This is a genomic window from Paenibacillus sp. FSL H7-0690 (genome assembly GCF_037980415.1).
Taxonomy (GTDB): Bacteria; Bacillota; Bacilli; order Paenibacillales; family Paenibacillaceae; genus Paenibacillus_AQ; species Paenibacillus_AQ odorifer.
The window spans coordinates 4,688,391-4,713,399 of sequence record NZ_CP150281.1 but is presented as its reverse complement, the minus strand read 5'-3'; the positions used below and the strand labels follow the sequence as shown (position 1 = coordinate 4,713,399).

Genomic DNA, 25,009 nt, shown 5'->3' with positions numbered 1-25,009 from the left:
CATGCGTACAATCAATGTAGATTTGGGAGATCGTTCTTATCCAATCCACATCGGTAGTGGTCTGCTGCAGAACATTGCCCAGTACTGTGCTGAGGCTGGACTGTCCACTCGTAGCCCGCTACTGGTTGTGAGTGATAGTGAAGTAGCTCCACGGTATTTACCGGCGCTTGAAGAAGCTCTACGTCAGCAAGGTTATACCGTAGTAAGCCATATTATGCCGGCAGGGGAAGCATCCAAATCATTAACCGTGTATGAAGAGGTTATGACGACCGCGATTCAAGCGGGACTGGATCGCAACTCAGCGGTGTTGGCTTTAGGTGGCGGGGTTGTTGGTGATTTAGCTGGTTTTGTAGCAGCTACCTACATGCGCGGAATAGGATTTCTACAAATTCCAACGACGATTCTAGCCCATGACAGCAGCGTAGGCGGCAAAGTGGCTGTCAATCATCCACTAGCCAAAAATATGGTTGGTGCGTTCTATCAACCTTCGCTGGTGCTTTACGATTTGGATACCCTTCGCACGCTTCCGCCACGCCAAGTCTCTTCTGGCTTAGCTGAAGTAGTGAAGCATGGTCTGATTATGGACAAAGAATTTGCATATTGGTGCCGTGAACATGCTGATGAGCTGCTTGCTCTGAATGCTGAAGCCCTCGGTTATGCCCTTGAGCGCGGTTGTGCGATCAAAGCTCATGTCGTGGCGAACGATGAACGTGAGCATGGACTTCGGGCGATCCTGAATTTAGGCCATACGATCGGCCATGCTATTGAAGCGGTTGGCGGATATGGTGTGTTTTTGCACGGTGAAGCGATTGCGATTGGTATGGCGGGTTCGGCGCTGCTGGCTGTAAAGCTTGGACGTGACCGATCCATTTATGAGGATACAGTATCTATGTTATCTGCCCTTTCACTGCCTATACAGCTTCCTTCTGAATATGATGAAGAGGAGCTAATGGAAGCGATGATGCATGATAAGAAATTCAAAGAAGGCAGAATGACTTTTATTGTGCCTGATGCCATAGGAGCCGTTAGTATTGTAAACGATGTACAGGAATCGCTTGTGCGAGAGGTTCTCGCAGAGCTTAAAAAGGAGGGAAAACCGTGGTAAATCGAGGGATTCGCGGAGCAACTACCGTGATTAATAACGAAGAAACAGAGATTTTGCGTGAAACCGTTGTGCTGCTGCGGGAGATCGTTGAACGCAATAATGTTATAGCTGAGGATATTAGCAATGTATGGATTACGATGACCAATGATCTGGATGCTACTTTTCCGGCAAGAGCCATACGTGAGATTGAGGGCTGGGAAATGGTGCCGCTTATGTGTTCTACGGAGATCCCGGTCAAAGGCAGCCTGCCGATGTGTATCCGGTTAATGGTGCAGTTTAATACGGATAAATCACAGCGTGAGATCCGCCATGTGTATCTGAATGAAGCTCAGAAGCTTCGTCCGGATTTGTCGCAGAGTAAGTCTTAAATTTGAGTTGTGGGTTGTCAATGACCCTTGTCATCATGTATAGTGTAATTAGCCGAGTATAGAAGAGTTTAGTTGAGTTGAGATGAGTATAGTTGAGCAGAGTGCAAGAAATTTTTGCGAATATAAGAAAGTATAAGCTTTGTTCTATACATTCTTATATTTCACGCATATACGCTTACCGTCCTTATAAGGACGCTGAAGACGTTTATGCCTGATTAGCAGTTTTTGTGTACGCAGAGTCTTTATTTTGATATGTACGGGAGTGATATTTCACATCTCTGATGTATCTTATTTAGAGATAAGTCTGTAGGCACAATATAACGATGCTGATCATTGCTCAAAAACATATACTTACTTACACAAACCCTCTACTTTGGTAGAGGGTTTTTCTGTGTTTCGGAAAGATTTATATAACTAAGGGGGCATCTAAAAATGACGAATCCGAGTGTTCAAGAGGTGGTAAAGCTGTCGCAGGATTATAATCTGATTCCTGTTGTGAAGCGGCTGCTGGCTGATATGGAAACACCTATCCGGTTATTCCAACGTTTTGCTGAACGTGACCGCGCGTTCTTACTAGAAAGTGTAGAGGGTGGCAAACAATGGGCCCGGTATTCGTTCATCGGCAGCGATCCCTTTTTAATGATATCGGGAAAAAAGGGTGCGATTAACGTAGAGATCGACGGTAAGAAAAAACAGCTGCATGGAAAGCCGATTGAGGAGCTTAAGGCGCTGCTTCGTTCATACCGTAGCCCTAAGCTGGATGAGATGCCGCCTTTTACTGGAGGAGCTATCGGATTTTTTGGATATGATCTGCTGCAATATTATGAGAAGCTGCCTGAGCATCCAGTAGATGATCTCCAAATGGATGATATCCGGTTTATGTTCTGTGATCGCATCATTGTTTTTGATCATGTGAAACAACAAATTCTCCTAGTTGGTAACCTGCATGTTAAAGACGGTGATACGGACTCAGATATCAAATCCAATTACGAAAGCTTAAGTCGTAAGCTTGAGGATATGGCCGAAGAGCTGCAGAAGGAAGGGCCTAAGGAAAATGTGAACCGCCGCAGTATTCCGCAGGATATTGAGCTGGGTGAGATTCATTCCAACCTGACTAAAGAACAATATATCAACAACGTAGAACAAGCGAAGGAATACATTCGGGCTGGCGATATTTTTCAAGTGGTGTTGTCGCAGCGCCTGCATATTGAAACGGAAGTTTCTCCACTGCATGTATACCGGATGCTCAGGACGCTTAACCCATCTCCATATATGTATTATTTGAAAATGGATGAAGAGATTATTGTTGGAACCTCACCGGAAGCGCTCGTAAAGGTAGATGGAAATCGTGTGGAGACACGGCCGATTGCCGGAACAAGACCAAGAGGTGAAAGTGAAGCTTCGGATCGAGCTTACGCCGCGGAGCTGCTGGAGGATGAAAAAGAACGTGCAGAGCATTTGATGCTAGTTGATCTAGGTCGTAATGATTTAGGAAGAGTGTCCAAATTCGGTTCTGTAAAATGTGATTCCTTTATGGAAATTGAAAGATACTCTCATGTCATGCATATGGTTTCGAATGTGTCAGGCACGCTTAGCGAGGATAAAGATTTCTTTGATGCCTTTCTCTCCTGTCTGCCAGCCGGTACTGTCTCAGGAGCACCTAAGCTACGGGCAATGGAGATTATTGCTGAATTGGAGCGAGAAGCCCGTGGTGCTTATGCGGGGGCGATTGGATATTTGGGATTCTCGGGAAATATGGATTCATGTATCACCATCCGTACAATCATCTTCCGTAAGGGCAGAGCATATGTGCAGGCTGGAGCGGGTATCGTTTGGGACTCGGTTCCGGAGAAAGAGTATGAAGAGACGGTGAATAAAGCGAAGGGCATGCTAAAAGCTATTCGTATGGCAGAGGCTATGTTCCCACCCGAGATAAAAGAGAAACAAGTCATCAATCAAGATTACATGTACGCATATACCCCTGAACAGGTGGTTTGATTAATAAAAAAGATTACATTAAGGCTGGAGGATGAACATTATGGATGCAACAAAATTGATACAATCAGGAATCGCTGGACTAATCGAAGGCAAAAGTCTGACACGTGTAGAAGCACGGGATATAATGGGTGCAATCATGCTGGGAGAGGCTTCACAGGCGCAAATCGGATCACTGCTGACCGCTTTACGGATTAAGGGAGAGACCGTGGAGGAGATTACGGGGTTTGCGGAAGCCATGAGAGGTTTCGGCACACCTGTCCTTACTGAAAAAGCGCGTCTGCTAGATACATGTGGTACGGGCGGTTCCGGCATCCATAAGTTTAATATTTCTACCGCCTCAGCGATTATTTCATCAGCGGCTTCGGTACGAGTTGCCAAACATGGCAACCGCTCAGCTTCCGGTAGAGCAGGAAGTGCAGATGTACTTGAAGCTTTGGGCGTCAACATTCATCTGAATGCGGATCAGGCCCGGGAATGCTTGGATCGAATCGGCATTTGTTTTTTATTCGCGCAAATCTATCATCCTTCGATGCGGCATGCGGCGGCACCGCGTAAAGAGCTTGGAGTGCGGACGATTTTTAATATGCTTGGTCCGCTTACGAATCCCGCTGGTGCTGACCGTCAGCTGCTGGGGATTTATGATCGGAATAAGACAGAGACGGTGGCTAATGTACTGAAGGAGCTGGGGTCCAAGCGTGCGATGGTTGTTAGCAGCTTGGATGGTCTGGATGAAATCAGCATCTCGGCCCCTACATTAGTGTCTGAGCTAAAAGAGGGCATCGTAACCACGTATGAGGTAACGCCAGAGGCATTAGGTCTTAACAGACATCCACTGGAGACTGTGCTGGGTGGAGATGCAGCTGAAAATGCGGCGATTATTACCTCGGTCCTTCAAGGGCAGATGAATCCTTATCGCGATATCGTTCTTGCTAACGCCGGAGCCTGTATATATGTTGCTGGTCTGGCAGATACCATGGCCGGAGGCGTAGAGAGAGCAAAAGATGTAGTGGATTCAGGCAAGGCACTATCCAAGCTTAATCAGCTTGTAGCTATGACGGAGGAACTTAATTATGTATCTTGATAAAATTGTCGCGACTAAGATTAAAGAGGTTGAACTGCTCAGTAAAAACTTTTCGCTGGCACAAGCAAAGCGTGATATTGCGCTTCTTCCGGCAACAAGAGGCTTTCGTAAGGCTCTGACCCAAGGGAAGAACAGAGATATGGGCTTGATCGCTGAGGTGAAGAAGGCTTCTCCTTCCAAAGGGTTGATCCGTGAAGATTTTGATCCTGTTTCCATTGCAAAAGGGTATGAAGCTGGAGGTGCAGATTGCTTATCTGTTCTGACGGACACAGAATATTTCCAGGGCAGCGCAGCTTATCTGCAGCAAGTGAAGGAAGCTGTAAATCTGCCGCTGCTTCGCAAAGATTTTATTATCGATGAGAAGCAGATCTACGAAGCACGTCTTCTCGGAGCGGATGCGGTGTTGTTGATCGTCGCTATTTTGACACCGGCACAACTGTCTCATTTTATAGATATAGCTTCAGAGCTTGGATTGGATATCTTGATTGAGGTGCATGACCAAAATGAACTGGCGGTTGTACTGAGCACAGAAAAGATAACCCAACCTAACGTTCTTCTTGGAATTAATAACCGTAATCTACGTACCTTTGAGACCTCTTTGGAGACAACAGCCGAGCTGGCAGCTCTTGTGCCGCAAGGTGTTCCAGTGATCAGCGAAAGCGGAATTTCCGGGTCAACAGACATCGACTACCTAAGAACTACTGGTGCTCACGGAGTGCTCGTTGGGGAGTATCTAATGCGTCAAGCTAACGTAGAGGATGCGGTTAACGGTTTGCTCGGGGAGCTTCCTAACGGAAAGGACCGTGTCCGGCATGGCTGAGACATTAGTAAAAATCTGTGGACTTCAGGACGTTGAAGTGCTAAAATCTATGTTACACTTACCACTAGATTATATCGGATTTGTTTTTGCACCTAGCCGCCGGAAGGTGTCCATAGAGCGTGCTGCCGAACTGATTGCAGAGCTTCCAAATTGGAAGACTGGTCAAATCCCTAAGGCTGCCGGGGTTTTCGTTAATCCGAAGCTGGATGAGTTGAACGAATTGCTGTCTGTGGTGCATTTAGATGTAATTCAGCTTCATGGACAGGAGAGTCCAGCTTTTTGCCAGCAGGTTCGCCGAGCTTATCCACAGGTTCAGGTATGGAAGGCACTGTCCGTTGCGGATCAAGAGCGGGATAAAGCTGAAAATGAATATAGCTTGGAAGATTACGCAGCTGCAGTAGATGCGGTTTTATTAGATACTTATGATCCATTGCAGAGTGGCGGCTCCGGCCGAACGTTCGCTTGGAATAAATTACCTGCTTACCAAGAAATTGCAGTACAACATGACTTGCCCTTGTTTGTGGCTGGAGGGCTTCATTCAGATAATGTTGGTGAATTGCTTGATACCTATGCCCCGTATGGGGTAGACGTGTCGAGTGGAGTAGAGACTGACGGCATTAAGGATATTCAAAAAATGACAGCTTTTGTGGAAAGGGTGAAGCAATCATGATACAAGTACCGGACCAGCATGGACGTTTCGGTTCATTCGGAGGCCGCTTCGTGCCCGAGACTTTGATGAATGCATTGATTGAGTTGGAGGAGGCTTACCGTAAGTTTTCGGCAGATCCAGCTTTTCAGGAAGAAATAGATTATCTATTAAAGCAGTATTCCGGACGGGAGACCCCGCTGTATTATGCGGAGCGTCTGAGCAAACATCTGGGAGAAGCTAAAATATATCTGAAGCGTGAAGATTTGAATCATACAGGTGCCCATAAGATTAACAATGCGATTGGTCAAGGGATTCTGGCCAAAATGATGGGAAAAACGAAAGTAATCGCTGAGACGGGTGCGGGTCAACATGGTGTAGCCACAGCTACAGTTGCAGCTTTGCTAGGTATGGAATGTAAGGTGTTTATGGGGGAAGAGGATACACGCCGCCAGGCCCTTAACGTATTCCGGATGAAGCTGCTTGGTGCAGAAGTGATTCCCGTTACTTCCGGATCGCGTACTTTAAAAGATGCCGGCAACGAAGCGCTTCGCTACTGGGTTAGCAATGTAGATGATACCTTCTATATATTGGGTTCAGCTGTAGGACCGCATCCTTATCCGATGATGGTTCGTAACTTTCAGCGGGTTATTGGGGATGAAACACGGCGCCAGATTCTGGAGGCTGAAGGAAGGCTGCCGGATGTGCTCGTAGCTGCTGTAGGCGGTGGCAGTAATGCCATCGGTATGTTCTATCCATTTGTTGAGGATGAAAATGTCGGTATGATTGGTGTAGAGGCGGCTGGTAAAGGCATTGATACCCCTTTTCATGCGGCAACAATGAGTAAAGGAACTCATGGCGTATTCCAGGGATCGATGAGTTATCTCCTGCAGGATGAGCATGGACAAGTAACAGAAGCACATTCCATCTCCGCAGGCCTGGATTATCCTGGTGTGGGTCCTGAACACTCCTATCTAAAAGATATCGAACGCGCAAAATATGTCCCGATTACAGATGCAGAGGCGCTAGATGCACTGAAGCTGCTATGCGTAACGGAAGGCATTATTCCAGCGTTAGAATCGGCGCATGCGATAGCACATGTTGTAAAAATGGGTCCAACCCTTACTAAGGATGATATTGTTGTCATCTGCCTGTCAGGCCGGGGAGACAAAGACGTAGAATCCATTATGGCGTATACAGAAGGGAAGGGAACTGAATGACAACCCAAACTACAAACCGGATGGATTTGGTATTCCGGAAGCTTAAAGCTGAGAACCGGACCGCATTGATTCCTTTTCTGACTGTTGGAGATCCAGATTTGGAGACTACTCTTGCCATCATCACTGAACTGGAGACAGCAGGGGCAGATATTCTGGAGCTAGGAGTACCATACTCTGATCCGCTTGCAGACGGCCCTGTAATTCAGCGAGCATCTGCCCGGGCACTGCGGGGTGAAGTTCACCTGCGCACTTGCATGGAGACCGCGTTAAAGGCTCGTGAAGCCGGCAGCAGGTTGCCATTTATCTTGTTTTCTTATTACAATCCTATCCTGCAAATGGGTCTAGATACGTTTTTTGCTGATCTGAACAAGCATGAAATTAGCGGACTTATTATCCCGGATCTTCCCGTTGAGGAATCAGCGGAGATGCGGCGCCGTAGTGATGAAGTTGGAGTCAACCTCATTCCTTTAGTTGCACCCACCTCAAGCGAACGTATTGCAAAGATTGTATCCGGTGCGAGCGGTTTTATCTATTGTGTATCTTCATTAGGGGTGACTGGAGAAAGATCCTCTTTCCATGCGGATGTAGAAGCCTTTATTGATTCCGTTCGTCAAGCTACGGATCTGCCAGTGGCTGTAGGATTTGGGATCTCTACTGGCGAACAGGTTGCCCGTTTTGCTCAGATTTGCGATGGTGTTGTAGTAGGGAGTGCCATTGTCCGCAAAATAGAAGAGGTAATTCCGTTGCTCGATCATCCTGCTACGCGGAATGAGGGACTGTTGCAAATTCGAGAATTTGTGGCACAATTAAAAAGACCATAACAGTGTCATTCTGACCTGTGTATAGTGGAGTAATCAACTATGGAGAGCGAGGACTATTGTATGAATCCAAAACCGAATATAGTTAATCTCCCTGTCTACAAACCAGGGAAACCTATAGACGAAGTCAAGAAGGAGCTTGGCTTAAGTGAGGTTATTAAGCTTGCATCCAATGAGAACCCGTATGGAGCTTCACCGAGTGCAAAAGAAGCAATTCTAGCAGAACTTGAGAATCTTTATCTTTATCCGGACGGCTCAGCCGTTGAATTGACTTCAGCACTTTCCAGCCGTCTTGGCGTGAATAACGACAATATTATTTTTGGCTGTGGCTCAGATGAGATTATTGCACTTATTGCTCGTGCCTTTTTCTTACCGGGTGATGAGACAATCATGGCGGACCAAACCTTCTCCGTGTATAAGAGTAACGCAGACATCGAAAGTGCGGTATCTATTGAGGTGCCACTTGTAAAAGGTACACATGATCTGGATGGGATGCTGGCCCGTATAACGGACCGCACTAAGGTTATCTGGATCTGTAATCCGAATAACCCAACAGGTACGATTGTTCCAGAGGAAGCTTTGGTTTCTTTCCTGGATGCTGTGCCTTCCAATGTAATGGTTGTCCTTGATGAGGCATACTGTGAGTATGTAACAGATCTTTCATACTCCAATGGTATCCAGTTACTGACTCGTTACAAGAATCTGGTTGTGCTTCGCACATTCTCCAAAATTTATGGCTTAGCTGCATTGCGTATTGGATACGGTGTTGCGAGTCCTGAGATCATTTCGTTGATCAACAAGGTACGTGAGCCTTTTAATACCTCACGACTTGCTCAAGCTGCAGCTCTTGCTGCTTTGAATGATCAAGATTACGTACAGGAATGCCGTCGTCTTAACAGCGCGGGTATTGTCCAATTGCAAGGTGAATTCAAACGTCTGGGTCTAGAATCCTTCCCGGCACACGGGAACTTCATCATGGTAGATGTTCGTAAGCCTGCTACAGAGGTCTTTGATGCTTTGATGCGTAAAGGAATCATCGTAAGAGCGGGTCATCAGGTTTATCCGACTTATATTCGGGTTACTGTGGGCTCGGCTGAGCAGAATACAGCTTTTATCACCGCGCTGGAACAAACTCTTATAGAGAGTGGAGTACGCGCTTAGTAATAACAGCAAGTCAAGACTAAAGAAGGCAGGTAGTTCAAAGAACATGACGACAAAAATAGCAATATTCGGTGTCGGTCTGATCGGAGGCTCACTGGCCCTTTGCTTTAAAGGCAAGGAGGGCCTGACCGTCGTTGGCCATGCCCACCGTCCTGAATCCGCGAGTAAGTATATTAGCAGAGGTGTGGTCGATAGTGCCACATTGTCTGTGGAGGAAGCGGCAATCGATGCCGATTTCATTTTTTTATGTGTGCCGGTGGGTATGCTAGAGGATTATTTGCAGCAGTTAAGCAAATTGCCGCTCAAGCCCGGCTGCATCATTACAGATGTTGGAAGTACGAAAGCTAGTATTGCCGCATGCGCGGTCTCTTTGGATATTCCTGGAGTACATTTTATCGGCGGTCACCCTATGGCAGGATCAGAGCGTTCAGGTGTTGAGGCAGCTTCATCGCTGTTGTTTGAGAATGCCTATTACGTATTAACGCCTCCACCGGGAGTGCCAGACGAGGCTTATCATGCGTTGGAGTCCTTACTCCACCTTACTAGAGCGCAGATTGTACGCCTTAATCCAGAACGTCATGATGAGATTGTAGGCGCCATTAGTCATTTACCACATATTATTGCCGTTGCGCTGGTAAATCAGATTAAAGCTTATGATGATACTGACTCCTTGTTTAGTACGTTAGCTGCAGGGGGCTTTCGGGATATTACACGGATTGCGTCCAGTGATCCAATTATTTGGCGTGATATCTTGTTAAACAATCGTTCAGTGATGCTTCGATTGTTGAAGGATTGGAACGAGGAAGTTTCTTCTTTTGTTCGTTTGCTGGAAAATGAAGATGGTGTAGGGATTGAAGAGGCATTTCATGAAGCCAATGGCTTCCGTAGTCAATTGCCTGAACGGCGTAAAGGTATGATAGCACCTTTATTTGACCTACATATTGATGTACCGGATCATCCGGGGATTATCGGTCGTATTGCTACAGAGCTGGGGGATCAAGGAATTAACCTTAGCAACGTACAAATTATCGAAAGCCGTGAAGATGTGCCGGGGATTATGCGTCTCTCTTTCCGTCAGGAGAACGATATGGAGCGGGCGAAGATCCTGTTGCAGCATCATGATTATACGGTATACGTGTAGTATTGAGGTTCGCTCGGGTTCATTTTTAAATCATAATAAACAGTAAAATAGCGATTCTCATGTGAATAGAGAATCGCTATTTTTTTGTTTTTTGGGTTATTGGTTGCTTATTTCAACATGCCGTCAGTATCGTCATCGGCATCGGTACCACCATAAGTACCACCATAAGTACCACCTAGTACTTACGGACCCTAATGACGTTATTTGCTCGTTTTTTGCCTTTGAAGCAGTCTTTCGGACTCCACAGACGCTATTTCACATAAAGAGGCTTATATTGTGTATTTTTCGTGCCAATAGCTGATATGCGGTCCGTTAGCATCCCAAATGTGGATTAATGCTGCATTTAAGGTCAACTGTGTCCGATAGCGACTTCGTACAAGCTAAATGTTTATTGGATCAACGAAGAAAAGAAAGGAGTGCCGCAAAATGCTTCCGGGTTTATACCCGCGGACTCTAATTTAGGTTTGGTTTGTTGCAACTGTTCCCAAACTCGCTTTCTTCATTCTGATCAGTATTTCTTCCATGAAATTCTCTGGTACTTGAGTTTATTTCGTCGTAACTATTTCGACTACCTACAAAACGATTTCTTGCTGCTCCTAGACCGACAATAAAGAGTAAAACCGAAGCTCCAAGCAGTATGAAAAGTGGCACGTTCCAACTATTTGTCGTGTCATGCAAATATCCTATAAGGGCAGGACCAATTGCGGCAAGCAGATATCCGATCGATTGCGCCATACCAGACAGTTCCGCTGCTTGATGCGCATTTTTAGTACGTAAACCGAAAAACATCATGGACAAGCTAAAGGCGCAGCCTCCACCAATTCCGAGTATGATGATCCACAACAGAATGATATTGGAGCTTCCGTAAAGCAGTCCGAGCGTTCCCGTCAAAAGTAAAATGGTTGTGATGAACACTAACGAACGTTGATTTGACATTCGCCCTGCAATAACGGGGACAATAAAGGTAAATGGAAGCAGCGCTAACTGCATTATTGAGAGGTACCATCCTGATTGGCTTGAGTCGATGCCTTGCTGTTTTAAAATTTCAGGCAACCATGCGATTAGCACATAGAAAATCATGGACTGCATCCCCATAAACAAGGTTACTTGCCAGGCAAGAGGGGAACGCCAAACATTCACATCATTGCCGGCCATCTGTTGACTCGTCGAGGCTGTTTGCTTCGTATGCTTCCTTAATTGAGGCAACCAGCAGAGGATCGATACAAAGCTTAGGATCCCCCAAATTCCCAATGCACCCTGCCATTTTAAACCTGCGTTTGCAGCTAGCGGTACACTGATTCCCGATGCGATCGCTCCAGATAAACTCATTGAAATTGCAAATACACCAGTCATGGCACCGATTTTATTAGGGAAATCACGTTTGATTAAACTTGGCATTAATACATTACAAACGGCAATTGCAAATCCAAGAATTGCAGTTCCAATATACAGATTTGCAGCCCCAGATAAAGAACGTATTACAATACCAACAGTCAAAAAGATCAGAGCAAACAAAATTAAAAGTTCTACTCCATACCTACGTCCTAATTTTGGTACTAGAGGCGATAATAAAGCAAAGGTAAGTAAAGGTACCGTTGTGATCAAGCCTGCTAAAGTATTGGAAATATGAACGTCACCCCTAATGAGACCCACTAATGGACCGACCGAGGTTAAGGGAGCACGTAAATTTGCGGCAATAATAATGATGCCGAGTAGTAGCAGCCCTAAAGATGATGGTACGAATTTTTTATTCGGCATTCTTCATTTTCCCTCCCAGAATTAATGCGTACTAATATCCGCGCGGACAATGAAAGTATAGTATAATATATTAAATTTAACAATAAGTATTTTAAAGTTTACTTTATTGAGATGGTTCTATAACTTGAAATGCTTATATTAGATAAAAAAATACAACTCAGAGTTTCCATTTAGAATGGAATACTGAGTTGCATGTAATAGGTGAAATTTTCGACTTTTAGAAACCATATTTTAAGGAGATATGGAGCACTGTTTCGCTATTCGTATGATTGGTATAAGAGTGAGGGCGATCTGCACGAAAACTGATCGTATCATATTGACTCAATGTGTACATTTCTCCATCGACTCGTATTTCAATGGAACCAGTCATTACTGTCGCAATTTCAGTTGTATTCACATGATGACCTTCAGGGTGATACGAACTATTTGGCTGTAAGTAAGCCCGACACATTTCAATATCGTTGCTTACATTTTTAAAGACGGGTTCTATGATCCAATTCTTTTGATCATTAGAAAACCGGAGACCTTCGCCTGCTCGATACAAACTAACAGGGTCTTCAGATTTGAACAAAGCTAATAGGGGCAAAGATATGCCTTTTGAAATTTTCCATATTATCGCCAAAGTTGGATTTGTCTCGCCACGTTCGATATTCCCCAGAGTAAGTTTACTTACGCCCGTTAATTCCGCTAAGTCGTCTAAGCTCATGTTTTTTTCTTTTCTGTACTTTTTCAAGGCACCGCCGATTTGTAGTACCAGTTGTTTTGATTCATCGATTTCATCCATTTCAAATTCACCTCAACAAATAACTTTATAGCTAGTATATTGTTTATCCTGACTCTTTTCCATACGATTAGGATTAGAGGGTGGATTACACACGCAGCTATGCAAATGACGTCTATGTAACGAACCTGCCCGTAGGCTTATCACCTTCCCCGGTTTAATCCTTTATTTTTGCAAAAGGAGGGATACCAATGGGGTGAGCGCAGAGGAGTCTATATTTGTAGGTGATCATCCAATGAATGACGTACAAGCGAGCCGTAACGCAGGGCTGCAAGCCATTGGGAAACGTAATGAGCAGATATCTCTTCAAGTGGACGTAGACGGGGTAATAGATGATTGTGGGGATTTGTGGAAGCTAATTCGCTCGCTATATTAAAAATAATCTAATATAGATCATCTAAAAAAAAAGGTAGAGCGCTTTCAGGACAAAAAAAGACCGCTTACAAAGTAAGCGGCTACAGTTCACAATAAATTGGAACCGTTAAGTATTGGATAGGAGTGGAGAGAAACCATACTGTACTTTTATTATATGTATACGTTTACATTTTGTCAACAGTTTTTAAAAATTGATAAATGTGTTATTTTTAAAGCCGGATTCTAAGTCAGAAATCCAATGTCGGGTCTTGCTGGCGAGTCGACCTATCTAAAGTCTATTAATGTCATCCTATGAGAATATGTGGTACAATAGAGCAGGTATGTTTCTAGATTCGTTTCTATATTTATGTAAAATTAGAAGTATGCCTTATTTCTTTTTGTCTTCTTCATATACATCATGCCTTAATTATCGGGTAGTTGAATATACATAGGTGTATTTCATAAAAAAACTAAAAATTTGCAGTAACACCGCAACTTTTAAAGCCCAAACCGGTATAATAAGTACGGACCGGATGGGAAAAGACGTGCAAGGGCGAGGAGGGCCAATCTCACCATGACGGATTCCCAGTTGATCCAGCAAATCAAACAAGGAAACACGGAATTATATTCAGAATTAATGCGTCGTTATCAACGTAAAATACTAGCATTTGTATATCATATGCTTAGAAATTCACATATGGAGCTTATCGCAGAGGACCTTTGTTCGGAGACCTTCTACAAGGCATTTCGTAGCTTGCATTCCTTTCGAGAGGTAGATGCTTCATTCTCAACATGGCTGTACACTATCGCCCGCAACACTGTTCTAAGTGAGCTTCGCAAGAACCGTGCCGGTAATGTATCTCTGGAAGAGAGTGGATATACACCAGTAGCACCGTTTGAAGTTGCACCCGAGCAGGCTGCATTGCGCAATGAACGGATGAATTTGGTCCGTGAGGCGATAAATAATCTTCCCGAAAAACAACGCTCTGCACTTATCCTACGTGAATATGATCAAATGGACTATCAAGAAATCGCAGAAATTTTAGATCAGAGTGTAAGCTCAGTGAAATCATTATTGTTTCGTGCCAGGAGTAGTGTGAAGCTTCAACTCGAATCCTATTTCAATGAGCCTGAAGTTGAAGAGCAGGTTGAGAGGGTGTAAGGCGAATGAATTGCAGGGAAGCGCAAGAATGTATTCCGCTCTTGTGGGACGCTCCCCCCACACATCCTAGGCGGATTTTACTTGAAAGACATATTGAAACTTGTCCTTACTGCGCTGCAGAATGGGCTCTATGGCAAGAGAGCAGCCTGCTTATGCAAGATTTGAGGGAAGAGATCAGTGAAGAGCGTGCTGAAGCCATAAATGTTAAGGTCATGGAGCGGATTTATTTAGAGAGTCCATGGTTGATGCCCGGTGACGGGAAATCTGCTGGGACCTCTGCTATTGTTCGCCATCGGCTTAGCTTATGGATCGCATGCTTTCTGGCAATATTTCTGTCCAGCGTTCTTTATTTTACGATGTTCAGAACTCCAGGTGATGCAGTTGTTGCTCAGAGTGGAATTGTGGAGACAGGTGTCGCTGGATCCTCGATGGAATGGCAATCAACGTATCCAATTTTGGGCTCTGAAGGTGGGATCATTGAACCCCTTGTAGTAAGTATGGGACCCACTCATCCTCAATACTGGATGATGTTATCAATGTTAGGTGTAGGCTTTGCAGTATTTTCATTAACTAGGCTGAATCGTTATCGCCGATCATAGAGGGTTATTAGACGTATGTCTTTGCTTCCGTTGTTTATAATATTCAGAACATTGAATGAGTCCCTTTACTTAATGTAATGAGGGGCTTTTTGCATTGTAAAACTCATAAAAAGAAGACTTTTTATTTCATCCATGTTACATTAAGAGACAAATACTTTGCTGAAAAGGGGGAGGCAACATGCTAATCGGCTTGATACGCCATGGATTGACGGACTGGAACGCGATAGGGAAAATACAGGGACAAAGTGATATTCCACTTAATGATGAAGGACGGATGCAAGCTGCAATGCTTGCTGACCGCTTATTACAGGAACCGTACAGCTGGGACTGCTGCGTTACTAGTAATCTTTCCCGCGCTGCTGAGACCGGTAAGATTATTGCTGACAAGTTAGGGATTCCGCTATTAGAACCTGATCAGCGTATCCGGGAACGTGCTTATGGGCAGGTAGAAGGGCTTACTGCCGCAGAACGTGAAGAGAAGTGGGGTAAGGAATGGAGCCAGCTCTCCCTCGGTCAAGAAACCGACGAACAGCTTCAGGCGCGGGCTCTTGCTTTTATGGAAGATATTTCTGCATTGCATCCCAATCGGAATATACTCGTCATATCCCATGGAGGATTTCTTGCTCAGCTGTATACTGCTCTTTACAAGGATAAGTATTCTGAACGAATTGGCAATCTATCCTTGACGATTCTGGAGAAGAAAGAGCGGGAATGGAACCCTATTTTATATAATTGTACTCGCCATATCCTGCAAAATCAGCATTAACCCGGGCTTCGGGTTATTTTTTTTGCAATAAAGGGAATAAAATAGGCAGTATTCCCCATAATGGTAGTAAAACGGTGAGGCGATAAAACATGAATCTGGCGGATATGCTTACTTATGCAGATATTGGACAGCTGACCGCCATAGCGGGCCGCTACCGGTGTGAATGCAAACAGAATTCCAAACACGACTTGATCCAAAGTATTTTGATTATGCTTGGAAGCAGAAGTTTTATGGAGTCTCATATCCGGGAATGCGCTCCGGAGGATTTAAGGTTTTTGAATACATTGCTTTTTGATGAACGCACCTACTTTAGTCTTGAGGATTTGTTGGCTGTGGCAAGGCAAGCGTCTTTTGATGCACCTGAAGGAAAAACTGGAGGTTTCCGGGAGATGGTCTCTCGCTTCAAGAGTGGAGGCTGGCTCTTTAGTGGTTCCTCACAGCAGACCAGATATTTGTACCAGGTACCCAAAGATTTAAAAGAGCGTTTTCGGGAGACGATGAGTGCGCATATCAAAGAGAGCATCGCAACTAGCCCTGAACCTGTGATGTATCGCAGTGAAGGAGAATTAATGATCAGTGATCTGGTAATGCTGCTGAGATATATTAAGGACAATGAGCCAGAACTGAATCAGGAAGGGGCAATGTATAGGCGTTATCAGCAAGGTGTGATGAACGCGCTTCATATTCCGGAGGAGCTTCTTAGCAAAGGCGGTTGGAGGTTTGGTTATGGGAGAGCTTGTGAGCATTATCCTCCAAGATTTGCGCTTTTGTATGACTATATTCGTCACCGCCGCTGGATCTCTGAGGAAGGCTTCCGGCTAAGGCTTACTGCGACCGGTGAGGCTGTGTTAAACGATGGAAAATGTGATTCGTTGATGCAGATATTCTCTTTTTGGTTAAGACTATATAAAGGGGCTGTGCCAAATCTACCTTCACTTGTGTATTGGATAAGCATCAGCGCCGGTAATTGGGTGACAGTACCTTCTTTAGTGGATGGTGTGGGGTGGCTAATTAAACCGTTTTATTATGACAGTGCTGCTTCTATTCTAGAGCAACGTATAATACGGATGATGGTGCACCTAGGGATGCTTAAATTGGGCGAGACTTCTGGTGGACTCGCTGTGATGATGACGCCATGGGGGATAGAGACAGCCGTGCCTAAGTATCTTCGGTAGAGGTGCGTGTGCGAAATGCTTATGGGGATTACATACGCAGATGTAGGAATCCGTTATTGTTGCTGATGGGTACAATAGAGGAAGTATTGAGCGGAATGGGCAAATATGTAGAACGAAGACAGGATTGATGAATATGCTTTAGTAGGTGCCGATTCTCTTGAAACCGAAAACATAATCATCTTGATGGATATCAAAATATCAAATAACAAGAAAAAAGGATCTCTTAAACAGCGGAGGTGTATCGAATGGACAAAATGAAGGCTACGTATGAAGTGATGCTAGGACTTGCGGCAGAAATGGTGTGGGATGAAGCGCTGCGAAAGCGTCGCTCCGACATCTTGCACCGTGAGATTGACACGGCGCTGGCTACCGGAGATGAGATGGCTTTCCGAAATCTTACTGAGGAACTTAAAAGTTTGGCATAAAGAAATGCGCTTAGCGCATTTCTTTTTTTGCTTATAATCTACTCAATTTGCTTAATCGGACGAAAATATAAAATCTAAATCTGGACGTTCCTCCTCCTCCTTCAATATAATGGGTTCTATAACTTCAGGAAGCTTTGCGAAAGAACGGAAAAATTAACAATTATACATAGGGAGATGAATGGGAATGAAATTCAGCGATTTTGAAGTGGACACTTGGGAAGAAAATCAAAAATTCTATGATACATGTCTCATACCTTTTACAGGATTAAGTGGACTTGAGAGTCCTCCTGAGACCGTTCAGGCACTCGAAAGATTACGTAATTTCATGGATATGGTGGAAATACCGTTCAAGGGGCGGATCGTGACTTACCCAGCCATTCAGTACGCTGGAGAGGGCTATGTGAATTTAATTAATGAGATTTGCCAAAAAGTCAAATCCAGTGGTTTCCAGCATGTAGTGGTGTTGACAGCGGATGTACCTCTCCAAGAAAGCCAAATCTATGAAAGCGATTTAGTTCTCTCTCTGCCTATCATTGAGGCTTCTCAAGAAGGGAGGAATAACAGTGAAATTAGTATGAAAATTCAAGACATGTGGCGGGGATGAACTCCTTATAAATGTGACAGAAAATCAACAATTATAGGTTGAAACCGTTTTTTAGCCTGTCACAAATTAGACAATATTCTTGACGGGTTTTGGAGCCTAAGCTATTATTAGGTTGAATCCAAATGGTATGTGATGTATTTCATTGAAAAGATTTGAAAACGGATTATTTATATTGAGACATCTCTGATCGGACACCACAGATACTTTCTTATATCTTGAGAAGGGGGTTATATAACAGTATGAGCAGCCATAATGAACAACAGGAGACATGGCCTGAACAACCACCCAGCCGTAATGAGATGTCGCGCAGGCAATTTTTGACCTACACGCTTGGTGGCGCCACTGCTTTTATGGGGGCGGGTATGATTCTCCCCATGGTCCGTTTTGTCGTGGATCCGATATTACATAAGAAGGGTGCTGGAGATTTTATCAAGGTTGCTGAGATAAGCAAAATCACCGAAGAGCCCCAGGAATTTACTTTTGAATTGAAACAGAAGGACGGATGGTACGACAGTACAGCGACACTCACTGCGTGGATCCGGAAAGACGCGAAGGGTGATATTTATGCGCTTTCACCGATTTGTAAACATTTGGGATGTACGGTCGGGTGGAACAACGATAAAGCTCATCCGGACGAATATCACTGCCCTTGCCATGGTGCACGTTATACAAAGCTTGGCAAAAATCTCGAAGTTGCTCCTAAGCCGCTTGACCAGTATAAAACGAAATTCGATAACGGGTGGGTGCTTTTGGGAGACATTGTGCCAAATACAGTAGCTCGTGAGGAGGCGTAGTTCTGATGTTTAAAAATGTCTATAACTGGATTGACGAACGTCTGGATGTTACGCCGATTTGGAGAGACGTGGCCGATCACGAGGTTCCTGAGCATGTTAATCCGGCCCATCATTTCTCTGCGTTCGTGTATTGCTTTGGCGGACTGACCTTTTTTATTACAGTCATACAGATTTTATCAGGTATGTTCTTAACGATGTATTATGTTCCGGACATTATTAATGCTTATGCTAGTGTTGAGTATTTGCAGACAAGTGTTGCATTTGGACAGATTGTCCGCGGGATGCATCACTGGGGCGCAAGTCTAGTAATTGTTATGATGTTCCTTCATACAATGCGCGTCTTCTTTACAGGCTCTTACAAAGCGCCGCGCGAGATGAACTGGGTAGTTGGAATGCTGATTTTCTTCGTAATGTTGGGACTTGGTTTAACAGGTTACTTGTTGCCTTGGGATAATAAAGCTTATTTCGCAACAAAGGTAACTCTTGAAATAGCCAATTCTGTTCCAGTGATGGGGCCGGTGCTGAAGGAACTGATGCAAGGTGGAACGATTGTTGGTGCCGAAACCTTAACTCGTTTTTTCGCATTACATGTATTCTTCCTCCCAGCGGTGCTTCTTAGTCTGCTCGTAGGACACTTTATTATGATCCGCAGACAAGGGATTTCCGGACCGTTGTAAGTTAATCTGAGAGAGGAGGAATACGGATGGCGCATGGAAACAATTCTAAGGAAAAGGTTGTATATGTCGGTGATTCCAGAGTTCGCAGAGGGAACGGATTTATCACACCTCCGGACTACACGGCTTACCCCGGCAAATCGGAAGCCTTTATCCCTAACTTTCTACTGAAGGAATGGATGGTCGGAGTCGTTGTACTTGTAGGAATATTAGTCCTTACTATTTCAGAGCCAGCTCCGCTGGGGTTTCCAGCAAATGCTAGTGCTACGGTTATCCCGATTCCTGACTGGTATTTCTTGTTCCTCTATCAGTATTTGAAGCTCCCATATGCTTCGGGCGATTATATCGTTCTGGGTACACTAGGAGTTACTGGTGTAGCTTTTGGTTCACTTCTGTTGGCTCCTTTTCTGGATACGGGTAGAGAGCGTCGCTTTTACCGTAGGCCGATTGCTTCATCTTTAATGTTCTTGTCACTTGCAGCAATTGTTTATTTGACCAATACAGCCTGGACTGAATACAAACATGAAATGGCTGAAACGGGTCAGATTCCTGAAGATGTTCAAAGGGAAGAAAAGGCGGCGGAGAACAGGGCTAAGGGTCTTCCGACCTCCAGTGCCGTTAAGCCAAAAGAAGTAGCGATTGTGGACAAGGATGATCCTGCTATGGGGCTCTTCAAGCAAGCCACTTGTATCTCCTGTCACGCAGCGGATTTGAAAGGGGCGGGCGGACCTTCACTTCGTGGAGTTGGAGACACTCATGACAAAGAAGCAATCCTTACTATTATAAAAGAGGGTCAAGGGCAGATGCCGAAAATGTACGATACCGCCTTGGGAGCAGGTCTATCAGAAGCGGATATTGATACATTGGCCGGCTGGCTTGCCAAACAAAAAAGCGAACAGTAAAATAATGATAACGCAACCTGATCGTGCATGCGGTCAGGTTTTTGTATGTCTAAATGCAAAGTGCCATTACTTGGGGAGGTTAATAATCTGTATGCCAGTTCATTGGTTTAACAAACTGTTTAAGAACCGGGGAATTATTTGGTTGTTATTTATCGTAAATTTCCTGGGTACAATTTATGGTTACATATGGTATGGCAATCAACTGGAGTTCACTGCGGCTAATTATCCACACTGGCTGCTTCCATTTGTTCCGGATAGTCCAACCGCAAGTTTGTTTTTTACCTTGGCTCTGTTGCTGATGCTCTTCCCTCCAAAAAGCTACACAGGAAACAATGTAAGGGAACTTATTGAGGCTTTGGCGGTCGTTACGTCAGTGAAGTACGGGATATGGGCAGTGAGTATTATTTTTGCCGGGGGTTATCACGGTGATGTTTTGGTTTGGAAAGATTGGATGCTGGTAATCTCCCATACGGGGATGGCAGTTGAAGCATTGATTTATGCAAGGTTTTTTTCTTTCCGCAAAATGATTCCATTAGCCCTGCTTTGGACACTCGCCAACGATATGCTGGATTATTCTTACGGAATCTATCCGTGGTTACCTTCTGTTTTGAACGATTATGTTATACAGGTACAGTACTTTACAATGGCGCTTACGCTGCTTAGTGTTGCAGCTGCTTGGTTGTTTAGTAGAAGACAAAGACCGGTAGAGTCAATCTATCAGTTCAAGAATAGACGTTAGTAAGCAGTTCTATCCCTTGTCCCCCTGCCATACATTTAGAATTATAAGAAGTATAAGTTTTATACTATGCTTTATCCTTATAATTTTACGAGAAACGAATATCGTCTTTAAAAGACGACAACGTCGTTTCTTCTTAAGTAGGAGGGGGATGTCTCATGCTCCGCGGGAGATATTATGTAGTGGTTGTTCTAGTATTCTGCTGGCTGCTGTCCAGTATGGATGTTGTAAAGGCTTCAGCAGCGCTAGGGGATGCTGGTGAAGGGTCTGGCAAAGCTTCGAAGCAAAGCGCCGACGTTAGTTCGGGCAACGGTTTGGCAGTAATGAGCGGAAAGACTGGAGCGCAGCAGCTGGAACAAGCTGCTGAGGCATTGTATGGGAATGTTTTGGAAGGAGATGTAATGAAGGTCCGACAGGAGACCGAAGCGATCTCCAAGATCTTTGTGTCCTCATCCTTTGAAGGAATGACCTCTGTGGAGGGTATTAATGCATTGTCAGGGGTCATTATGGACCTGAAGGCTACCGTGGCAGGAGCGAAAATAAATCCACAGCAATGGGAAGCGGCAGCCGCCAAGCTACGTCTAGCTGCCAACAGTCTTAATCATCCGCGCCAGCCTATTTGGCTTCAGTACTACAAGCTGATTCGTGAGGATCTAAATGCGATGGAGCAAAGTGCGGTTGCGAATGATATGGCGGGCTGGAAAACAGCTCTGGAAAGACTGCAGGGCAGGTATGATAACATCCGGCCGGCAGTGATTGTCTCCCGCCAGCCTGAAGTTGTGAATGCTTTTGATTCCTGGCTCTCATATGCGGCCGGCATTCCTTCGTCCTCACAAAAGGTTGAACGTGCCCGCCTGCTTGAAATTGTATCTTATGGTCAGGATGCGGTAAGAGTAATGTTCGGAAAAGAGAAGGATGAACCTGCTTTGTCCTTGCCGCTGGCATCGCAAGAATTTGGGATTTGGGGAGGGTTAGCCGCAAGCTTCATTATAGCTGCGTTAGCCTATGTAGCCTATCGCAAGTATCGTGGTCAGAATCAGAATTGGAAGCCGATTCCGTAGGATGAAATTATAAACAGCAAAAAGGAGTGTGGGCTTGAAATGGCCTACACTCCTTTTTATTTAGGTTTCTCGAAAGCCTTCTCCATGTACGTCGTGTACATCACTAATAATTACGAAGGCGCGTGGATCAACGGATTTGACCAGCAGACTTAGCCGGCGGATTTCTTGCCTTGAGACTACACAGTACACCATATATTTGGCTTGCTTGGAATAAGCACCAATGGCAGGGATGAGGGTTACACCACGGTCCATTTCGGCTGTAATCAGATCGGCAATTTGTGGTGCTTCATCACTGATAATTGTAAATGCCTTGGCAGCATAGGCGCCTTCTTGGATAAAATCTATAACTCGTGATGAGATAAAAACTGCGACGAGTGTGTAAAGTATTTTTTCTTTAGGAATGTAGAGGATGGAAGAGCCAATAATAATAATGTCGATGGCCAAAATAATCTGCCCCATGCTCCAACCAAAATTCCGTCCCAGAATTCTTGCGACAATATCTACACCACCTGTTGTACCCCCAAAACGGAATACAAGCCCAAGCCCCGTTCCAAGCGTTACTCCTGCATACAGTGCCGCAAGAATAAAGTCGTGTTCGGTACTGAAGGGGATAATCCATCCCGCAGTAATCATTCGTTCGAAAACCCACAGGAAAAAGGTCAATGCCCCAATCCCTACACCTGTATACACAATTTGCCGCCCGCCTAGAACTTTCCAGCCTAGCAGAAACAAAGGAAGATTGATCAGCAGTGTGGATAAAAAGATGGGAATACTAAAGGCATAATTAAGGAGAAGTGTGATCCCGGTTACGCCGCCTTCCATCAACTGATTAGGAATGATGAAATACAGTAGCCCGAAGGCATATACTGCGGCTCCGAGCAAGATGGGAGCGACTGTCTTGCTGATTGTAATTACCTTTTTTGAATTCATGAAATCCCTCGTTAGGCCTTTTGTAGGCAGTTTTTCTTTTCCTATAATAAGTATACCTTTTCTTGCGTGTGTTAAAATATTCAAAAAAGATTGTCTTCAAAACGTCTTTACGATAACATAGGGGCAAACAGAAGGCAAGATATACAGAGGGGGAGAAGTTACATTTTATGGACAAAAGTCTTGGTGACATACAGCGTGAAGTAGACGCTTATATATCGCAGTTTAAGGAAGGGTACTTCAGTCCACTCTCTATGCTGGCCCGCATGTCCGAGGAAGTCGGAGAACTGGCTAGAGAGGTCAATCATGAGTTCGGCGAGAAGCCTAAGAAGTCTGATGAAGCTGAGAATTCCATTGAACTTGAACTGGGAGATATTCTGTTTATTACCGTTTGTTTTGCAAATTCTCTCGGGATAGACCTGACGGAAGCGCATAATAAGGTAATGCATAAATTTAATACCCGTGATGCGGGACGTTGGACGCCGAAAGACACCGATTAGGCCTCTATAACATATGCTGTACCAAACGAACGGGATTTAGCCGTGAGGATGGTGTGTATATGGATCATAAGGATTATGTAAGAGAGGCCTACCGCTCGATATTGCGCAGTGACTTTGCCGAAGCTATTGTTTGCTTCGAGTCTGCAATTGCAGCAAGCCCTGCTGATGCCGAGGTTAGATATCGTTGTTCCATAACGTATGCCCGCAGTGGTATGCTAGATAAAGCTTTAGTTCATGCTCAGGCTGCTGTAAAGCTGGACACCAGCAAACCTGAGTATAGTCTGCATCTGCAGCATTTGCAGGCTATGATGCATGTACAAGAAGCCAAACGGTTGATAGAAGATGAAGATAACAAAACTCGCAACCCTTATCATCCGATTACACTGCTCAAAGAGGCTATTACCCTTGATCCATTATATGGGGATGCTTATGTATGGCTTGCTATCGCGCATAGCCGAGTGAATGAACATTTACAAGCTATGACTGCCTTAAAAGAAGTGATTTCGTTACATCCGGATGATTCTGGCTTGCGGGAATTGATGAGAGACCTTCAGAAATCCATACAATCGTATATGCAATAACTATATAACTAGTGAGAGCGAGGATGGAAAAAATATGAATAACAAGATCAGGGTCGTTGTATCCGGCGCAGGCGGAAGAATGGGTAAAGAGGTTGTTAAACTTGTATTGCAGGACGAAGAGCTGGAGTTAGCAGCAGCAGTAGATCGTTCTTCGGGCGATATTGATGCAGGGCGTCTGGTAGGTCTGGAAGACTCAGGCGTTATTGTAACTTCTGATCTTGAGGCCGCCCTCGCGGGAAGCAACGGAGATGTCCTTGTCGATTTCACTACACCGCAGTCAGCGTATACGAATACAGCGCTAGCTATTAAGTACGGAGTGCGTCCGGTTATCGGTACAACCGGATTCACACCGGAGCAGATGGTGGAACTGGACAAGCAGTGTCAAGAACAGGGGATTGGCGGACTTATTGCTCCGAATTTCTCCATTGGAGCTATTCTATTGATGAAATTTGCGGCACAAGCTTCAAAGTACTTCCCGCATCTGGAAATTATAGAGTATCATGGTGACCAGAAACTGGATGCTCCATCCGGAACTGCGGTCAAAACCGCAGAGATGATTTCGGAAGTTCGTGAGGAACTTCGTCAAGGTAATCCTAAAGAGGAAGAAACCATTGAAGGTGCCCGTGGTGGTTACTATAACGGATTCCGGATACATAGTGTCCGTCTTCCTGGTGTGTTTGCTCAAGAAGAAGTGATTTTTGGTGGATTCGGACAATCCTTGAAGATTCGCCATGATTCTTATGAGCGTGCAGGATATATGCCAGGCGTTAAGATGGGTATTGAAAAGGTAATGGGATATACAGGCTTGATCTATGGATTCGAGCACTTTATAGAATAGACAGGAGAGAACAC

General features: G+C 44.7%; 28 protein-coding genes. 25 read left to right on the top strand and 3 right to left on the bottom strand.

Annotated elements, in window-relative coordinates:
- Position 1: 1 nt before the first annotated feature.
- The 10 genes from aroB (at position 2) to MHI32_RS20760 (ending at position 10,358) form a co-directional block, all read left to right on the top strand.
- Positions 2–1,105 (top strand): 3-dehydroquinate synthase, encoded by a 1,104-nt coding sequence (gene aroB / locus MHI32_RS20805; protein WP_076184012.1) that lies wholly within the window; start codon positions 2–4, stop codon positions 1,103–1,105.
- Positions 1,099–1,473 carry a chorismate mutase gene (gene aroH, locus MHI32_RS20800; RefSeq protein WP_076127508.1) on the top strand — a complete coding sequence of 125 codons (375 nt, stop codon included), beginning with the start codon at positions 1,099–1,101 and terminating at the stop codon, positions 1,471–1,473. The genes aroB and aroH overlap by 7 nt, the downstream gene beginning before the upstream one ends.
- 432 nt (positions 1,474–1,905) lie before the next feature.
- Positions 1,906–3,471: an anthranilate synthase component I gene (gene trpE / locus MHI32_RS20795; RefSeq protein WP_076127509.1), complete on the top strand. Its 1,566-nt coding sequence runs from the start codon at positions 1,906–1,908 to the stop codon at positions 3,469–3,471.
- Positions 3,472–3,511: 40 nt separating this feature from the next.
- Positions 3,512–4,552 carry an anthranilate phosphoribosyltransferase gene (gene trpD / locus MHI32_RS20790; RefSeq protein WP_179086816.1) on the top strand — a complete coding sequence of 347 codons (1,041 nt, stop codon included), beginning with the start codon at positions 3,512–3,514 and terminating at the stop codon, positions 4,550–4,552.
- Positions 4,542–5,372 (top strand): indole-3-glycerol phosphate synthase TrpC, encoded by an 831-nt coding sequence (trpC, locus tag MHI32_RS20785; RefSeq protein ID WP_340010736.1) that lies wholly within the window; start codon positions 4,542–4,544, stop codon positions 5,370–5,372. Before trpD ends, trpC begins: the two co-directional genes overlap by 11 nt.
- On the top strand, positions 5,365–6,042 hold the full coding sequence (locus MHI32_RS20780; RefSeq protein ID WP_076127514.1) for a phosphoribosylanthranilate isomerase: 678 nt from the start codon (positions 5,365–5,367) through the stop codon (positions 6,040–6,042). Before trpC ends, MHI32_RS20780 begins: the two co-directional genes overlap by 8 nt.
- Entirely contained in the window at positions 6,039–7,238 is a 1,200-nt protein-coding gene (trpB, locus tag MHI32_RS20775) for a tryptophan synthase subunit beta (RefSeq protein ID WP_076127515.1), read from the top strand. Before MHI32_RS20780 ends, trpB begins: the two co-directional genes overlap by 4 nt.
- Complete coding sequence (gene trpA, locus MHI32_RS20770) at positions 7,235–8,059, top strand: tryptophan synthase subunit alpha (RefSeq protein ID WP_340010734.1); 825 nt, start codon at positions 7,235–7,237, stop codon at positions 8,057–8,059. The genes trpB and trpA overlap by 4 nt, the downstream gene beginning before the upstream one ends.
- Before the next feature lie 60 nt (positions 8,060–8,119).
- On the top strand, positions 8,120–9,217 hold the full coding sequence (hisC, locus tag MHI32_RS20765; RefSeq protein ID WP_076127634.1) for a histidinol-phosphate transaminase: 1,098 nt from the start codon (positions 8,120–8,122) through the stop codon (positions 9,215–9,217).
- A gap of 46 nt (positions 9,218–9,263) precedes the next feature.
- Positions 9,264–10,358, top strand: a complete 1,095-nt coding sequence (locus MHI32_RS20760; protein ID WP_326047953.1) for a prephenate dehydrogenase — start codon at positions 9,264–9,266, stop codon at positions 10,356–10,358.
- A gap of 453 nt (positions 10,359–10,811) precedes the next feature.
- Here the strand turns inward: MHI32_RS20760 and MHI32_RS20755 are convergent, their stop codons facing one another.
- The gene (locus MHI32_RS20755) at positions 10,812–12,116 is read right to left on the bottom strand and encodes an MFS transporter (RefSeq protein WP_340010732.1); all 1,305 of its coding nucleotides are present in this window, start codon (positions 12,114–12,116) and stop codon (positions 10,812–10,814) included.
- A gap of 217 nt (positions 12,117–12,333) precedes the next feature.
- On the bottom strand, positions 12,334–12,900 hold the full coding sequence (locus tag MHI32_RS20750; RefSeq protein WP_076281432.1) for an XRE family transcriptional regulator: 567 nt from the start codon (positions 12,898–12,900) through the stop codon (positions 12,334–12,336).
- Between the two features lie 193 nt (positions 12,901–13,093).
- Between MHI32_RS20750 and MHI32_RS20745 the strand changes: the two genes are divergently transcribed.
- From MHI32_RS20745 to MHI32_RS20690, 12 genes are all read left to right on the top strand, one after another.
- A complete protein-coding gene (locus tag MHI32_RS20745; RefSeq protein WP_076127519.1) occupies positions 13,094–13,273 on the top strand; it encodes a hypothetical protein in 180 nt (59 codons plus the stop codon).
- Between the two features lie 552 nt (positions 13,274–13,825).
- On the top strand, positions 13,826–14,413 hold the full coding sequence (locus tag MHI32_RS20740; RefSeq protein ID WP_036676255.1) for a sigma-70 family RNA polymerase sigma factor: 588 nt from the start codon (positions 13,826–13,828) through the stop codon (positions 14,411–14,413).
- 152 nt (positions 14,414–14,565) lie between these two features.
- Complete coding sequence (locus MHI32_RS20735; RefSeq protein WP_051490909.1) at positions 14,566–15,012, top strand: hypothetical protein; 447 nt, start codon at positions 14,566–14,568, stop codon at positions 15,010–15,012.
- Positions 15,013–15,190: 178 nt separating this feature from the next.
- Positions 15,191–15,778 carry a histidine phosphatase family protein gene (locus MHI32_RS20730; RefSeq protein ID WP_076127520.1) on the top strand — a complete coding sequence of 196 codons (588 nt, stop codon included), beginning with the start codon at positions 15,191–15,193 and terminating at the stop codon, positions 15,776–15,778.
- Positions 15,779–15,867: 89 nt separating this feature from the next.
- Positions 15,868–16,953 carry a hypothetical protein gene (locus MHI32_RS20725; protein WP_076101463.1) on the top strand — a complete coding sequence of 362 codons (1,086 nt, stop codon included), beginning with the start codon at positions 15,868–15,870 and terminating at the stop codon, positions 16,951–16,953.
- A 245-nt stretch (positions 16,954–17,198) separates the two neighbouring features.
- A complete protein-coding gene (locus MHI32_RS20720; protein ID WP_036676261.1) occupies positions 17,199–17,378 on the top strand; it encodes an IDEAL domain-containing protein in 180 nt (59 codons plus the stop codon).
- Between the two features lie 184 nt (positions 17,379–17,562).
- A complete protein-coding gene (locus MHI32_RS20715) occupies positions 17,563–17,982 on the top strand; it encodes a DUF2487 family protein (RefSeq protein ID WP_076127523.1) in 420 nt (139 codons plus the stop codon).
- Between the two features lie 239 nt (positions 17,983–18,221).
- Entirely contained in the window at positions 18,222–18,776 is a 555-nt protein-coding gene (locus MHI32_RS20710; protein ID WP_076134675.1) for a ubiquinol-cytochrome c reductase iron-sulfur subunit, read from the top strand.
- 5 nt (positions 18,777–18,781) lie between these two features.
- Positions 18,782–19,453 (top strand): cytochrome b6, encoded by a 672-nt coding sequence (locus MHI32_RS20705; protein WP_036676266.1) that lies wholly within the window; start codon positions 18,782–18,784, stop codon positions 19,451–19,453.
- 26 nt (positions 19,454–19,479) lie between these two features.
- Positions 19,480–20,352, top strand: coding sequence for a menaquinol-cytochrome c reductase cytochrome b/c subunit (locus MHI32_RS20700; RefSeq protein ID WP_076134674.1), 873 nt, complete (start codon positions 19,480–19,482; stop codon positions 20,350–20,352).
- Positions 20,353–20,443: 91 nt separating this feature from the next.
- Positions 20,444–21,091, top strand: coding sequence for a DUF1405 domain-containing protein (locus MHI32_RS20695; RefSeq protein ID WP_051490910.1), 648 nt, complete (start codon positions 20,444–20,446; stop codon positions 21,089–21,091).
- A 155-nt stretch (positions 21,092–21,246) separates the two neighbouring features.
- A complete protein-coding gene (locus MHI32_RS20690) occupies positions 21,247–22,149 on the top strand; it encodes a sporulation protein YpjB (RefSeq protein ID WP_340010728.1) in 903 nt (300 codons plus the stop codon).
- 60 nt (positions 22,150–22,209) lie between these two features.
- On the opposite strand, the gene MHI32_RS20685 is transcribed toward MHI32_RS20690, so the two are convergent.
- Positions 22,210–23,079, bottom strand: coding sequence for a YitT family protein (locus tag MHI32_RS20685; RefSeq protein WP_076127532.1), 870 nt, complete (start codon positions 23,077–23,079; stop codon positions 22,210–22,212).
- 167 nt (positions 23,080–23,246) lie between these two features.
- On the opposite strand from MHI32_RS20685, the gene MHI32_RS20680 reads away from it, so the two are divergent.
- From MHI32_RS20680 to dapB, 3 genes are read left to right on the top strand one after another with little or no spacing between them, the layout of a single operon-like run.
- Complete coding sequence (locus tag MHI32_RS20680; protein WP_036676271.1) at positions 23,247–23,576, top strand: nucleotide pyrophosphohydrolase; 330 nt, start codon at positions 23,247–23,249, stop codon at positions 23,574–23,576.
- 59 nt (positions 23,577–23,635) lie between these two features.
- Positions 23,636–24,157, top strand: coding sequence for a tetratricopeptide repeat protein (locus tag MHI32_RS20675; RefSeq protein ID WP_036676272.1), 522 nt, complete (start codon positions 23,636–23,638; stop codon positions 24,155–24,157).
- A gap of 34 nt (positions 24,158–24,191) precedes the next feature.
- A complete protein-coding gene (dapB, locus tag MHI32_RS20670; RefSeq protein WP_036676273.1) occupies positions 24,192–24,995 on the top strand; it encodes a 4-hydroxy-tetrahydrodipicolinate reductase in 804 nt (267 codons plus the stop codon).
- Positions 24,996–25,009: the final 14 nt, after the last annotated feature.

What these genes read in the sequence shown, in the direction of transcription:
- aroB (WP_076184012.1), top strand. Translation starts at nt 2, where the DNA reads ATGCGTACAATCAATGTAGATTTGGGAGATCGTTCTTATCCAATCCAC.
- MHI32_RS20695 (WP_051490910.1), top strand. Translation starts at nt 20,444, where the DNA reads ATGCCAGTTCATTGGTTTAACAAACTGTTTAAGAACCGGGGAATTATT.
- MHI32_RS20780 (WP_076127514.1), top strand. Translation starts at nt 5,365, where the DNA reads ATGGCTGAGACATTAGTAAAAATCTGTGGACTTCAGGACGTTGAAGTG.
- MHI32_RS20715 (WP_076127523.1), top strand. Translation starts at nt 17,563, where the DNA reads ATGAAATTCAGCGATTTTGAAGTGGACACTTGGGAAGAAAATCAAAAA.
- MHI32_RS20700 (WP_076134674.1), top strand. Translation starts at nt 19,480, where the DNA reads ATGGCGCATGGAAACAATTCTAAGGAAAAGGTTGTATATGTCGGTGAT.
- trpC (WP_340010736.1), top strand. Translation starts at nt 4,542, where the DNA reads ATGTATCTTGATAAAATTGTCGCGACTAAGATTAAAGAGGTTGAACTG.
- MHI32_RS20760 (WP_326047953.1), top strand. Translation starts at nt 9,264, where the DNA reads ATGACGACAAAAATAGCAATATTCGGTGTCGGTCTGATCGGAGGCTCA.
- trpA (WP_340010734.1), top strand. Translation starts at nt 7,235, where the DNA reads ATGACAACCCAAACTACAAACCGGATGGATTTGGTATTCCGGAAGCTT.
- trpD (WP_179086816.1), top strand. Translation starts at nt 3,512, where the DNA reads ATGGATGCAACAAAATTGATACAATCAGGAATCGCTGGACTAATCGAA.
- MHI32_RS20705 (WP_036676266.1), top strand. Translation starts at nt 18,782, where the DNA reads ATGTTTAAAAATGTCTATAACTGGATTGACGAACGTCTGGATGTTACG.
- MHI32_RS20685 (WP_076127532.1), bottom strand. Translation starts at nt 23,079, where the DNA reads ATGAATTCAAAAAAGGTAATTACAATCAGCAAGACAGTCGCTCCCATC.
- MHI32_RS20710 (WP_076134675.1), top strand. Translation starts at nt 18,222, where the DNA reads ATGAGCAGCCATAATGAACAACAGGAGACATGGCCTGAACAACCACCC.
- MHI32_RS20720 (WP_036676261.1), top strand. Translation starts at nt 17,199, where the DNA reads ATGGACAAAATGAAGGCTACGTATGAAGTGATGCTAGGACTTGCGGCA.
- hisC (WP_076127634.1), top strand. Translation starts at nt 8,120, where the DNA reads ATGAATCCAAAACCGAATATAGTTAATCTCCCTGTCTACAAACCAGGG.
- trpE (WP_076127509.1), top strand. Translation starts at nt 1,906, where the DNA reads ATGACGAATCCGAGTGTTCAAGAGGTGGTAAAGCTGTCGCAGGATTAT.
- MHI32_RS20675 (WP_036676272.1), top strand. Translation starts at nt 23,636, where the DNA reads ATGGATCATAAGGATTATGTAAGAGAGGCCTACCGCTCGATATTGCGC.
- MHI32_RS20730 (WP_076127520.1), top strand. Translation starts at nt 15,191, where the DNA reads ATGCTAATCGGCTTGATACGCCATGGATTGACGGACTGGAACGCGATA.
- MHI32_RS20755 (WP_340010732.1), bottom strand. Translation starts at nt 12,116, where the DNA reads ATGCCGAATAAAAAATTCGTACCATCATCTTTAGGGCTGCTACTACTC.
- MHI32_RS20690 (WP_340010728.1), top strand. Translation starts at nt 21,247, where the DNA reads ATGCTCCGCGGGAGATATTATGTAGTGGTTGTTCTAGTATTCTGCTGG.
- MHI32_RS20740 (WP_036676255.1), top strand. Translation starts at nt 13,826, where the DNA reads ATGACGGATTCCCAGTTGATCCAGCAAATCAAACAAGGAAACACGGAA.
- trpB (WP_076127515.1), top strand. Translation starts at nt 6,039, where the DNA reads ATGATACAAGTACCGGACCAGCATGGACGTTTCGGTTCATTCGGAGGC.
- dapB (WP_036676273.1), top strand. Translation starts at nt 24,192, where the DNA reads ATGAATAACAAGATCAGGGTCGTTGTATCCGGCGCAGGCGGAAGAATG.
- MHI32_RS20750 (WP_076281432.1), bottom strand. Translation starts at nt 12,900, where the DNA reads ATGGATGAAATCGATGAATCAAAACAACTGGTACTACAAATCGGCGGT.
- MHI32_RS20725 (WP_076101463.1), top strand. Translation starts at nt 15,868, where the DNA reads ATGAATCTGGCGGATATGCTTACTTATGCAGATATTGGACAGCTGACC.
- MHI32_RS20680 (WP_036676271.1), top strand. Translation starts at nt 23,247, where the DNA reads ATGGACAAAAGTCTTGGTGACATACAGCGTGAAGTAGACGCTTATATA.
- MHI32_RS20735 (WP_051490909.1), top strand. Translation starts at nt 14,566, where the DNA reads ATGCAAGATTTGAGGGAAGAGATCAGTGAAGAGCGTGCTGAAGCCATA.